Source organism: Candidatus Eisenbacteria bacterium (genome assembly GCA_018831195.1).
Lineage (GTDB): Bacteria > Eisenbacteria > RBG-16-71-46 > CAIMUX01 > JAHJDP01 > JAHJDP01.
Genome location: JAHJDP010000056.1, coordinates 60,897 through 73,222, shown reverse-complemented (window position 1 = coordinate 73,222; position 12,326 = coordinate 60,897). Strand labels below are relative to the sequence as shown.

Below are 12,326 nucleotides of genomic sequence, written 5' to 3'. Positions count from 1 at the left end.
CGCCTTCGCCCCCCGCCTCTCCTTTTTCTTTAACGCCCACAACAATCTCTTTGAAGAAATCGCGAAGTTCCGTGCCGCACGGCGCATGTGGGCGCGATTGATTAAAGACCGCTTCAATGCGAAAGATCCCTTGTCGATGAAGCTTCGATTCCATACCCAGACCGCCGGTTCAACACTGACGGCCCAGCAACCCATCAACAACTCGGTAAGGGTAACGATCCAGGCGCTGGCCGCCATCCTCGGTGGGACACAGTCGCTCCACACAAATTCCTGGGATGAAGCGATCGCCTTGCCAAAGGAGGAATCGGTCCTCTTGGCGCTGCGGACCCAACAAATTCTGGCCGAAGAATCCGGCACCGCCGACGTCATCGATCCCCTCGGCGGATCATGGTTTGTAGAAAATCTGACCTGTGAGCTCGAGGCCGAAGCCCTTTCGATCATGGAGAAAATTGAAAATATCGGCGGCGTCCTAAAAGCTTTGGAAGCAGGTTTTGTACAACGGGAAATACACCGCAGCGCCTATGAAACACAGAAGGCGCTTGAATCCAACAAACAAATCATCGTCGGCGTCAACCGCTATGCCATCGAAGAAATATCCACGCCCCCGCCATTTCGGGTCCGGGAAGAAGTATTCCGCGAGCAGGAAAAACGCCTGGAGGATATCCACAAACGACGGAGTGGGGAAGCCGCACGGCGAACGCTGGAGGAGCTTGAAAAGGCCGCCCGTGGAAACGAGAATCTCCTGCCAAGAATCTATGGATGCGTTGAGGCCCTTTGTACAATCGGCGAGATTTCGGATAGGCTGAAGGTCGTCTTCGGAGCCTACCGAGATCCTGGATTCTTATAAGAGGAAAGACCGCGAAAATGTCAAAACAGACGGCTCTTCAACTGGACCACCTGGGTATCGCAGTGAGTGATATCGAGGCCGCCTTGGACCTCTACAGCAGACAACTCGGTCTGGCGATTACGGCTATCGAAGATGTCCCGCAGCAAGGGATCCGCGCCTATCATCTCAAATGCGGAGAAACCGTAATAGAATTACTGGAAGCGACCGACCCCGAGGGCCCTATCGGGCGCTTCCTCGAGAAGAAAGGCCCCGGAATCCATCATATGGCATTGCGCGTCGAAAATGTACAAACAGCGGCGCAAGCCATGTCAAAGGCTGGTTACCGCGTCATCGGGGAGCCCAGCACCGGCGCCGGCGGTAAAACGATTCTTTTCCTGCATCCCGCTTCAACTGGGGGCGTTTTATTGGAGTTGTGCCAAATCAGGCCATGATAAGGGTTGGACCTCATCGTATGACTGCGTAACAAAGTGGGATTGACATTCAATCTCCCGCTATCCTATAATATTTCTTGAGTCTTTATCACATCTCGTTCCTACCGTCTATACGTACACTGTAAACTCCTGGGGGTGTTAAATGTTTTCAAGATGGGTCTATCTTTGTTCCGGTCCTATCCTTTTCTTGGCATTGCTTATCACACCGGCGCTTGCAGCGACATATATCATTTCACCAAGCGGCACAGGTGATTTCCCTACAATTCAAGCCGGTGTTGATGGTGCTGCTTCCGGGGATACGATCCTCCTGATCGATGGGATTTTCACTGGTTCCGGAAATCGAGATATCAACTTCTATGGGAAGGATCTGATCCTGAGTTCTCAAAGCGGCCAGCCTGAGAATTGCATCCTGGATTGTGAAAATTCAGGGAGGGCTTTTCTTTTCGAATCTGGTGAAACCTCTTTAACTGTCTTGGAGGGTCTGACAATTAAATCCGGATACACGCTGGAATATGGCGGCGGTATCTATTGTGAATACAGCTCCCCTTCAATAGCAAATTGCGTATTCCTAGACAACCATGCCGCGTATGCTGGAGGTGGATTGTGCTGCCTCTATTATGTGGAATCGATGGTGACGGATTGCATTTTTAAAGATAACGTTTCCGATAATTCCATCGGCCACGGCGGAGGAATGCACTGCGGGGACTATTCATCACCGACACTTATACGCTGTACTTTTCAAGGAAACCATGCCGACACACGCGGAGGCGGATTTCATTGTCATCTATACTCATCGGCGACTCTGGAAAACTGCACCTTCTATGATAACACCAGCATCGATGGGAGCCAGGTCGGGGTCCGTCACAATTCATGGGTATCGCTTCATAATTGCATTATAGCTTTCGGAAATCTGGGGAGCGGCATTTTCTGCGAATTGGATTGCGACGCCTTTCTGACCTGCTGCGATGTCTTTGGCAATGAAGGCGGCGATTGGGTTGATTGCATCGGCGATCAGTACGGAATAAACGGCAATATAGCGGCTGACCCCCTCTTTTGTGATCCGGAACAAGGCGATCTCGGGATTCAAAGCATTTCTCCCTGCGCGCCGTACTCACCACCTAATGCATCCTGCGATCTCATCGGCGCTTGGCCTGTGGGTTGTTATCAGCCCACCCTCACGCGATCGAGAACGTGGGGAACGTTAAAGGGATATTACAAGTAGAAAACAGCTCCCGGCTGCACCTCAGCCGGGAGCTTGAACCTTATCGATAAATAGATTTAACCCGGCCCCAGGTGGAGGACAGCAGCTCGGGATCGGCCACACTCGATAGGGCATCAGGACCAATCCAGAGCGTGTTACTCACAAGATCACTCCCAAGAGCCCCATCACCATGGATCCTGAAATATCCGAGAGGAGGATCGCCGCAATCGGGGTGCGATCTCTCTATCGGCAGAACTCCGAGCACATAACGCTCCCCTGGTATGAAGACGGCATCCGGATGAATATCGCCCCAAAGGACGATATCAATGCATGTGCAATCGTAATTGCAGGTCGGCATGGTCCATTCGCAAAATGAGAAACAGGACTCCGAACAGGTGCCCCCGGGAAAACCCCACGTCACTCCACCCCATCCCCTGGGCGGCGAGTAGGTTTCACAACAATCCACCTCTGACTGGATCCACACTTCGGCTGAAGGTGCCATCGGTTCGACCTCAACTTCGAGAATCAAGGTGGCGACATCCGCTTCTTCCAAAGAGATCGACTGGATTGTCCACAAGTTGTCATCGTGGTCGAAATCCAGCCAGAGTTTGTGGGCGTTCACTGTGGAAATAGAAAGAAAAAGTATTTGAGAAACCGCAACGGCCAGCCCCATCCATCCGCTTCTCTTCATGACATCCTCCTCCATTGATACAGACAAGATCCAGGCAGCACGGCCGCGGCTGCGTGACCCTGCGTTCTCAGCAGGAAGCTTGACATATCCCCCAGCGTATCGATTCCCCTAGATTTTACACCCTGGCGGCGAGAATAGAAACGGTTCGTTTTTTTGCGCGAGCCTCTCAGGATAGATCCGGCGGCCCGTTCTTATAAGCCTCGAAGAGCTGCAGCCACTGGCTGTCGCCGAGGGCGTTTATCCTCTTCTTTCCGATAGCGTTAAACCAGTAGGCATCATGATAAAGCCGGCTGGCCGCGTAGGACCACGGGACAATGGGGGTGCGCAGAAGCAAGTGCTCGAGCGGCTTCAACCAGCCGTGATAGATCAGTTTTTGACCGCGACTCGCAAAAGTATCCCCTCCGGTAAAATTAAAATTCACGCCTTTAATATCATCACCCACTATTTCGATCTCCTGGGTATCCCCCACACCCAGACCCTTTTCGTGCGCTAGTCGAATGCAATCGATGGCCATCGGATCGAATCCCTGAAGCTTGGCCGAGATCGCATCGATGGCCACGGAATCACCGCTGGCCAGTATTACATTCTTCTCACGGGGGAACATCGCCCGCGGACCGGGTCCTTCGCCCGCGATCGTTCCATCCATCACGGCGAAAATGCCCGGATGGATATCCTGCTGGATCGTCAAGAGATCAACCAACGTCTCATGGATGACGGCGTGGGTCCAGTGGCGCTCAAAATTGAGAAGGCCCCCAAAGGCATTCTTCATGGCGCCGGTCATTGTCGTAAAGACATGCGTTTTTACCGTCGGCAGATGAATCACGCTGCTGCCGATGAGAGCCCGTGGAATTCGGATACCGCGCTTTTTGTACACCTTATCCAAAACAAGCAGAGGGGTTTTCGGCTCGTAGGGAATCCACTCCGTATCATCGTCATTAAGATAAACACTGGGGATTTTATGATGATCAAGAACAGGCTTCAACCGGTTCTCGACCTCTCCTATCCGCGTATCAACGACAACGGTGCTGTTCTGCGCGGCATGGATTTTTCCGGGATCATATCCGCGCCGCAACAACCCCCGAATGACGCCGTCGAGCTGCCACGGTGTTGTCGAGCAAGCCGGGTAATACTTGTGCCATGAAATGTTTATTTTTAAACTAATCTCATGTTCTTTTGGCAGATATTTTTCGACCTCGGCCAACCCCATCAATCGGGAAAAGTCATCCATGATGGAATGGCGCGACGTAAACAGAACGGCTACCTTGGCTCGCTTCGTCATATTAGTCCTCTTTCAGAAGTGATCTAGCGATAACAATTCGCTGAATCTCCGAGGCGCCTTCATAAATCTCCGTGATGCGGGCATCCCGGGCATAACGTTCCACCGGGTACTCCTTCATATAACCATACCCGCCGTGAATCTGAATCGCATCATGAGTGACCGATTGCACCATCTCGGCGGCAAAGAGCTTTGCCATAGCCGCCTCCTTGGAATAGGGACGGTTCTCGTCTTTCATCCACGCAGCGCGGTGGATCAATAACCGGGCGGCCTGCAGCGATGTTTCCATTTCCGCCACCATGAATTGGATCGCTTGCTTCTCCGCCAGGGGGCGGCCGAACGCTTCGCGTTCTTTGGCGTATTTGACCGCTTCATCCAACGCCGCTTGAGCGATCCCCACGGCCTGCGCCCCGACGCCAAGGCGGCCGTTGTCAAGGCTTGCCATGGCGATTTTGAAGCCCTCGCCCTCACCGCCCAGGAGGTGATCCGCCGCGACACGGACATTGTCAAGATGGACAACCGCCGTATCGGATCCTCGAATCCCCATCTTTTCACCGGCTGAAGCGACACTGATGCCCGGCGAATCAGCGGGAACCAAGAAAGCGGAAATGCCCTTATGCCGTGACGCAGGATCAGGATCCGTTCGAGCTATGACCAATAAGAGCTGGCCGATGCTGCCATTTGTTACAAACATCTTGGACCCATTGAGAATATAGGCGTCGCCCTCCTTCCTAGCCTGAGTGGTGATACCGGCGGCATCACTTCCTGCATTCGGCTCGGTCAGAGCGAAGGCGCCCAGCCATTCGCGGCACATCTTCGGCAAATAGAGCCGCTTTTGTTCCTCTGTACCAAAGAGCAGGATGGGGTAGGCGCCCACGGAATTGTGAACGCTGATAGTAATGGCAACAGAGGCACAAACCCGGGAGATTTCCTCAATGACCGCGCAAATCGTTAAACTGTCCAAACCCAGCCCATCATATTCATGAGGAATAGGCATCGACATAAGACCCAGGTCTGACATCTCTCTCAGAATTTCCGGCGGGGTTTTGCCCTTCTCATCGATTTCGCGGGCGATTGGGCCAAGACGATCCTCGCAAAAATCCCGGATCGATTCGATCATCATCCGCTGCTCATCGGACCATGTAAGGTCCATTACCCCTCCTTAGTCGGCCAGAAGACTTCTCGCGATAACAATGCGCTGGATTTCAGAGGTTCCCTCATAGAGTTCGGTGATTTTTGCGTCACGGAGATGGCGTTCAACATGGTACTCGGTGCTGAATCCATAGCCTCCGTGAATCTGGATAGCCCGATCGGCGACCCGCATGGCCGTACGGCTTGCAAAGAGCTTGGCCTGAGCCGCTTCAGTGGCATAGCTCTTACCGTGCATTTTTAAATAGGCGGCTCTCAGGGTCAGCAATCGCGCCGCATCCGTTTCCGTCGCCATATCGGCCAGCATCCATTGAATCGCTTGAAAATTTGAAATCGGCTGATTAAACTGCTGGCGGTTCTTGGAATATTCAATCGCCTTCTCAAGCGCGCTTCGAGCGATCCCGACAGCCTGCGCCGCGATGCCGATACGGCCGCCATTCAATGTTACCATCGCGATTTTAAACCCGCGATTCAATTCACCCAGCATATTCTTCTTGGGAATACGCAGATCTTCAAAAATGAGCTCTGATGTACAAGATGCCCTAATACCCATCGTCTTCTCGCGGGAGCCGACCTTGAAGCCGGGCATCTCCTTCTCGACGATAAAGGCGCTGATACCCCGCGCCTTTTGTTCCGGATCCGTCGAGGCGAAAACGAGGATAATGTCGGCATAGGCTCCATTGGTGATAAAGATTTTCGATCCGTTGAGGACCCACTCATCGCCATCGAGAACGGCCCGGGTTTTCAACCCCCCGACATCAGAACCCGCCGATGGCTCTGTCAGACCATGAGCCCCGAGTTTCTTTCCCGATGCAAGTGGTGTGAGATACTTTTCTTTTTGTTCATCTGTTCCATAGGCCTCGAGTGGATCGCAGACGAGCGAGTTGTGGGCGCTCATGATAACACCGGTTGATGCACAGGCCCGGGAGATCTCTTCTACGGCGAGGGCGTAGCATATCGGATCCATCCCGGCTCCGCCCCATTTGGGATTGACCGTAACACCCATGAAACCCAACTCACCCAATTCCCGGACCAAGTCGACGGGAAACTCACGGTTTTCATCTAAACGAGCGGCCAGTGGTTCGATCTTGTCTCTCGCAAAATCCCGGGCCGTCTGTTGAATCATGCATTGCTCTTCACTGATATTAAAGTCCACGGCGACCTCCCCTGATACAAATGCCCGACTCGACTAAGGTATCGTCTTCTATCCGGTGATCTGATACTCCTTCAGCACATCCCGGGCGATTAGGATTCTCTGAACCTCGGAAGTCCCCTCACCGATTTCCGTCAGTTTAGCGTCCCGGAACATCCTTTCGACCGGAGCCTCCTTCGAGTAGCCCAATCCCCCATGAATCTGAATCGATTGGGTCGTCACCCACATCGCCGTCTCCGAGGCGTAGAGCTTGGCCATGGCGGATTCTTTTTTGTGCATCCTTCCGCTGTCTTTTTTTACCGCTGCGTCATAGATAAAATGGCGCGCGGCTTGAATGCGAGTCTCCATATCAGCCAGCATCCACTGAATCCCCTGGAATTTGGCGATCGGACGGCCGAATTGAACACGCTCTTGAGCATAACGGACCGCCGCTTCGAAGGATCCTTGTGCGATGCCCAAGGCAAGAGCGCCGATGCTGATCCGGCCGCCATCGAGTGTGTCCATAAAGATGCGGAACCCCTCGCCTTCCTCACCTAAGATCCGATTTGTGGGAATCCGGCAATCTTCATAGACCATTTCCACCGTAGAGGACCCGCGCATACCGAGTTTGTCTTCATGCTTGGCGACAGTTTGACCGGGCGTTCCCTGCTCAACAAGGAATGCGGAGATGCCTCTGGTCCCCTTATCTTCCGTACCCGTACGCGCTGTCATGGTGATGAGACCGGCCTTATCACCGCTCGTCATCCAAATCTTGGTCCCATTGATGACATAGGAATCACCGTCACGGACCGCCCGGGTTTCCGTTCCGCCGGCGTCGCTTCCCGCATTGGGTTCGGTCAATCCAAAGGCCCCGATATATTTTCCGCTGACAAGGTTCGGAAGATAGGCTTCTTTCTGCTCATCGGTTCCATATTTCCAAAGCGGATAAGTCCCGAGGGAAATATGGGCGGCCATGGTGAGACCGGTGGACCCGCAAACGCGGCTGATCTCTTCAACACCAATGGCATAAGAGAGATTGTCGGCTCCGGCGCCGCCCCATTTCTCTTCAAAAGGAATACCAAGAAAACCCAATTTCCCCATTTCAGCCAGGATCTCGGCGGGGAAGCGCCCCTCTTTGTCAAGCTGTGCCGCTTTTGGCTTAAGTTCCCGCTCGGCAAAATCCCGGACGGCGTCGCGGATCATGAGATGCTCTTCCGACAATATCATTCCATCCTCCCATGCCCATTCGGGGCCGTTCGTCCTGTACGATCTCTCCCCTTGATCTCGGCCGGAGTGTCCTACCGACGCCGATCGTATAACTCCCTTATATACTTAATAGGCTCACTCGTGGGTGTGCCGGGTCCGAACACGGCTTTCACACCCATCTCCTTTAACTTTTCGACATCCTCCTGCGGAATGACGCCGCCGCCGATGACATCAATCTGCTCTGCTCCCTTTTCCTTGAGGAGCTCCAACATCCGCTGAAATAAAGGCAGGTGGGCGCCGGAAAGAATTGAGATGCAGATGAAATCTACATCCTCCTGCAGAGCGACTTCTACAATCATTTCCGGCGTTTGGTGAAGGCCGGTATAGATCACTTCAAAGCCGGCATCGCGGAAAGAAGTTGCGATGACCTTGGCCCCCCTATCATGCCCGTCCAATCCCGGTTTCCCGACAAGGACTCGTATTTTTTGCTCCGTCATTACCCCCTCCTTAGCAACCGCCGGGAATATTAAATTCACTCCTGACCTTCAAGTCAAAGACCCCGGAAAACGGTTTCACCCGCAGGGCTATTCCTGCCATCCCCGGCGGGAAATCTCAGCCACCATTCCATCGATCCATGCATAAGGGCTGATGGATCGCTCTACAACACGGTCGAGGACCTCATTGAGACGAACTTCCAGGATCTGAGACCAGGCCTCATCAAGCAGACGGCCCGACAAGAGGAGCCGCATCCTTGCCCTGATCTTCTGCCGCCGGATTTTTTCCCTCTCCGTCTCATCAAATTCCCGGGATTCCGTGTGAGCCTGGATGGCATCCATCAACTCATCCACACCGGTACCCATGCTCGCTGTTGTCGATAAGACCATGGGCTTCCAGAAGTCATGACGATCAGGCGGCGATAGATCCAGGATGGCGTGAATCTCTTTGAGAAGGTGGTCCCCCCCCTGGCGATCATATTTATTCACCACAAAAATATCGCCGATCTCCATGACCCCCGCCTTCATCACTTGAATGGCATCACCCGATTCCGGCACAAGAATCACGAGGGTTGTATCGGCGGCTGATGCGATTTCAAGTTCTGATTGTCCAACACCTACGGTTTCAATGATGATGCGATCAAAACCAGCGGCTTCCAGAACTTCACTCGCCTCATATGTCGTGGCTGACAAACCGCCTTGATGCCCCCGGGTGGCCATGGAGCGTATAAAAACCCCGGCATCACCCGCTAGATCCCCCATCCGGATCCGATCACCGAGAATCGCGCCGCCTGTGAAGGGACTGGTTGGATCAATGGCAAGAATCCCTACTTGATGGCCCCGCTCCCGGAATTTGCGAGCGAGCCATGATACGAGGGTACTTTTCCCCGAACCGGGTGGGCCTGTCAGACCGATCCGAACGGCTGATCCGGTTTGATGAAATAGAAAGTCGAGGAGCTCCCGGCCTTCCGGCGTCCGGTTCTCAACGCGGGTGAGTCCCCGCGCCAGAGCCAGACGATCGCCCTCGATGATGCGACGGCCGAGGGTTTTGGGTTCGATTTTGGATTGATCACGCATCGCCCGCTGGATCCTCTTCCTCCAATTCGACCAGTGGATCGCCAAAACTCGCCAATTCCCCGGTTTCTTTATGAACTTTTACAATTCGACCGCTAACCGGCGACACAATGCTGTTCTGCATTTTCATCGACTCGATAATGATCAGGACTTGTCCCGCTTCAACGCGATCATTTTCCTTCACTTCAACCGCTACGACACGGCCGGGCATCGGTGTCTGAAGCACGCCATCCACAAGCCTCGGTCCGTCATCCCCGCTGTCGCCGCCATGATCCTCCGTACCCGGGAGTCTCAGATCGTAGGCCCGCCCGTCAACAGAGACATGCCAGACACCGTCACCTTTGACCGCATGCGCCATTATGGAACGATGTCCCGCCAAGAGAACAAAAGTTCCCGGATGAATTTGTTCAGCCTTCAGGGAAAAGGTCGCATCACCGACACCGATTTTGAAACCATCACCGGTGCGTTCGAGATGAACAGTGGTCGTTTCCTCTCCAACCTGGAACTCGTAATTCACACAAACCTCCCAAAGGCTCTTCTACAATCCCGAACCGATTTCCCATGATCCCACTGTATCCCAAGGATTCGGTGCTTCAGTCGCTGAAAGGGAACCGATATTGACCCGGCCCAAGGCCTCCCCCAGCGCAGCGGCCAGAAAGGCTTCAGGTGGTGTCTTTTTTGCCTCCCGACCCCAATCCGGGAAATGCAGGGGGAGGAAATCCGTCGTCGTCTCTCCGGCCGCAAAGGCGGGGTGCGCCACAACATCTCTCAGGAAGGGAATATTCGGCCGGATGCCGAGGATGATGTATTGGTCCAACGCCTGGATTATTCGGCGGCTCGCCGTTTCACGGTTTTCCCCCCAGACGATGAGCTTCGCAAGAATAGGATCGTAATAAGGAGATACTTCATAACCTTCATAGATACCGCTGTCCACTCGGATTCCGGGACCATCCGGTTCCCGAAGCAGGAGGATCTTTCCCATCGAGGGCCGGAAGCCATGCGCGGGGTCTTCGGCGTAAATTCTGGCTTCGATCGAGTGGCCTTTTTGTACAAGATCCTTTTGATCAAATGAAAGACCTTCACCATTGGCGATACGAAGCTGCCAATGAACAAGATCAAGGCCGGCGATCAATTCAGTAACGGGATGTTCTACTTGCAGCCGGGTGTTCATTTCCAGGAAGTAAAAGGACCCGTCGCGATCGAGAAGAAACTCGACCGTTCCGGCATTGATATAACCCACCGCCTTCGCGGCGGCCACGGCCGCCTCCCCCATGCGTGCCCTGAGTTGCGGGGAAACCGCCGTCGATGGAGTTTCTTCGATAATCTTCTGATGGCGCCGCTGAATCGAACATTCCCGTTCAAAAAGATGAACCGTCTTTCCCGCCTGATCAGCAAGAATTTGGAACTCGATATGCCGGGGTTCTTCCAAGAACTTCTCGACGTAGACCGTGCTGTCTCCAAAAGCCGATCCGCTCTCTTGTTGGGCCTCGCGGATGGCCGCCGCCAAACCGGCATGATCCTTGACAACTCGCATCCCTTTGCCGCCACCGCCGCCCGCGGCCTTAACCAGCAAGGGCGGTTTGATCGATTGCGCTTCCGCGACGAGAGCCGCCACCGATTGGTCTTTCCCCTGCGTCCCGGGAACAATCGGCACACCGGCGCGGCCCATAATGTCGCGGGCCGCAACCTTATTCCCCATCGTCGAAATGGCGCTGGGTGACGGTCCAACAAAGGTGATCCCCGCATCGAGGCACCGGGACGCCAGCTGGGCGTTTTCTGCAAGAAAACCGTAACCGGGGTGCAAGGCGCCGGCCCCGGTCTCTTTGGCCGCCTGGAGGATCGCATCCATATTGAGATAACTCGCCGCCGGTTCCGGCGCGCCGATGCAAACAGCTTCATCCGCGACCTGCACATGCAGGGACGATGAGTCGGCCTCTGAATAGACGGCGACGGTGCCCCATCCCATTTCCCGTGCGCCGCGAAGGATCCGGACCGCAATCTCTCCTCTATTGGCGACAAGAAGTTTCCTCACACTTCCTCCTTCCACGAAGGCGCCCGGCGCTCGAGAAATGCGCCGACGCCTTCCTTCCCCTCATCACCGGCGCGGAGATCGGCGATGACTTTTGCTGTATAACCCTTCAATTCATCATTCTTAAGACCGGGTGCCGTGCGGATGAGATCTTTGACAGCCTCCTGCGCCCGGGGACCGCACTGCAGAAGGGATTTAACAATATCTTGAACAGCGCCATCCAACAGTTCAGGCGGGACCAGGCGATTCACCAGGCCGAGTTCATGCGCCCGGGAGGCCGAGAAACGCTCCCCCGTTAAAAAATACTCACGCGCCGCCGCTGGACCGATCCGCTGGATCACATAGGGGCTGATCACCGCGGGAGCCAAGCCGAGACGGACTTCGCTCAGTGCGAAGTAGGCCGTCTGGGCGGCGACGACGATATCACAGGCCGAAATGACACCGACGCCCCCTCCTAATGCGGGACCCTGAACGCGACAGATTGTCGGTTGCGGCAGTTCATTCAATGTTTGTATAAGATTCGCCAATTCAAGCGAGTCGGCAAGATTCTCTTCAGGTGTGAACGCGGCGCACCGTTTCATCCAATTGAGATCGGCGCCGGCGCAGAAGACAGGTCCATCCGCTTCAACAATGACAACGCGTACCGCATCGCGCATCGAATGAAGTTCCCTAAAAGCGGCATGAAGCTCGGCGATCATCGTCTCATCGAAGGCATTGCGGACGTCCTCTCTGGCAAGAATAATCCTTGCCACAGATCCGTCCCGCTCTTTTCGGATCGTCGTTGGCTCGCTCATCG

The 12,326-nt window shown here is 54.4% G+C and carries 13 protein-coding genes; 3 read left to right on the top strand and 10 right to left on the bottom strand.

Going from position 1 to position 12,326, the window contains the following annotated elements:
• The 3 genes from KJ970_10625 to KJ970_10615 all read left to right on the top strand — a co-directional run.
• Positions 1–847 (top strand): methylmalonyl-CoA mutase (locus KJ970_10625; GenBank protein ID MBU2691368.1); only part of this gene is annotated, 847 nt, incomplete at its 5' end.
• A gap of 17 nt (positions 848–864) precedes the next feature.
• Positions 865–1,278 (top strand): methylmalonyl-CoA epimerase, encoded by a 414-nt coding sequence (gene mce, locus KJ970_10620; GenBank protein MBU2691367.1) that lies wholly within the window; start codon positions 865–867, stop codon positions 1,276–1,278.
• Positions 1,279–1,420: 142 nt separating this feature from the next.
• On the top strand, positions 1,421–2,500 hold the full coding sequence (locus KJ970_10615; GenBank protein ID MBU2691366.1) for a right-handed parallel beta-helix repeat-containing protein: 1,080 nt from the start codon (positions 1,421–1,423) through the stop codon (positions 2,498–2,500).
• Positions 2,501–2,540: 40 nt separating this feature from the next.
• On the opposite strand, the gene KJ970_10610 is transcribed toward KJ970_10615, so the two are convergent.
• The 10 genes from KJ970_10610 to KJ970_10565 all read right to left on the bottom strand — a co-directional run bounded on the left by KJ970_10610 (position 2,541) and on the right by KJ970_10565 (position 12,324).
• A complete protein-coding gene (locus KJ970_10610; protein ID MBU2691365.1) occupies positions 2,541–3,170 on the bottom strand; it encodes a hypothetical protein in 630 nt (209 codons plus the stop codon).
• A 166-nt stretch (positions 3,171–3,336) separates the two neighbouring features.
• Complete coding sequence (locus KJ970_10605; GenBank protein ID MBU2691364.1) at positions 3,337–4,449, bottom strand: DUF362 domain-containing protein; 1,113 nt, start codon at positions 4,447–4,449, stop codon at positions 3,337–3,339.
• 1 nt (position 4,450) lies between these two features.
• A complete protein-coding gene (locus KJ970_10600) occupies positions 4,451–5,599 on the bottom strand; it encodes an acyl-CoA dehydrogenase (protein ID MBU2691363.1) in 1,149 nt (382 codons plus the stop codon).
• A gap of 9 nt (positions 5,600–5,608) precedes the next feature.
• Positions 5,609–6,751 (bottom strand): acyl-CoA dehydrogenase, encoded by a 1,143-nt coding sequence (locus KJ970_10595; protein MBU2691362.1) that lies wholly within the window; start codon positions 6,749–6,751, stop codon positions 5,609–5,611.
• 48 nt (positions 6,752–6,799) lie between these two features.
• Positions 6,800–7,954 carry an acyl-CoA dehydrogenase gene (locus KJ970_10590; GenBank protein MBU2691361.1) on the bottom strand — a complete coding sequence of 385 codons (1,155 nt, stop codon included), beginning with the start codon at positions 7,952–7,954 and terminating at the stop codon, positions 6,800–6,802.
• Between the two features lie 71 nt (positions 7,955–8,025).
• On the bottom strand, positions 8,026–8,430 hold the full coding sequence (locus KJ970_10585) for a cobalamin B12-binding domain-containing protein (GenBank protein MBU2691360.1): 405 nt from the start codon (positions 8,428–8,430) through the stop codon (positions 8,026–8,028).
• 87 nt (positions 8,431–8,517) lie between these two features.
• On the bottom strand, positions 8,518–9,504 hold the full coding sequence (gene meaB / locus KJ970_10580) for a methylmalonyl Co-A mutase-associated GTPase MeaB (protein ID MBU2691359.1): 987 nt from the start codon (positions 9,502–9,504) through the stop codon (positions 8,518–8,520).
• Positions 9,497–10,018 carry an acetyl-CoA carboxylase biotin carboxyl carrier protein subunit gene (locus KJ970_10575; GenBank protein ID MBU2691358.1) on the bottom strand — a complete coding sequence of 174 codons (522 nt, stop codon included), beginning with the start codon at positions 10,016–10,018 and terminating at the stop codon, positions 9,497–9,499. Before KJ970_10575 ends, meaB begins: the two co-directional genes overlap by 8 nt.
• A 21-nt stretch (positions 10,019–10,039) precedes the next feature.
• Entirely contained in the window at positions 10,040–11,533 is a 1,494-nt protein-coding gene (locus KJ970_10570) for an acetyl-CoA carboxylase biotin carboxylase subunit (protein MBU2691357.1), read from the bottom strand.
• Positions 11,530–12,324, bottom strand: coding sequence for an enoyl-CoA hydratase/isomerase family protein (locus KJ970_10565; GenBank protein ID MBU2691356.1), 795 nt, complete (start codon positions 12,322–12,324; stop codon positions 11,530–11,532). Before KJ970_10565 ends, KJ970_10570 begins: the two co-directional genes overlap by 4 nt.
• Positions 12,325–12,326 lie beyond the last annotated feature (2 nt).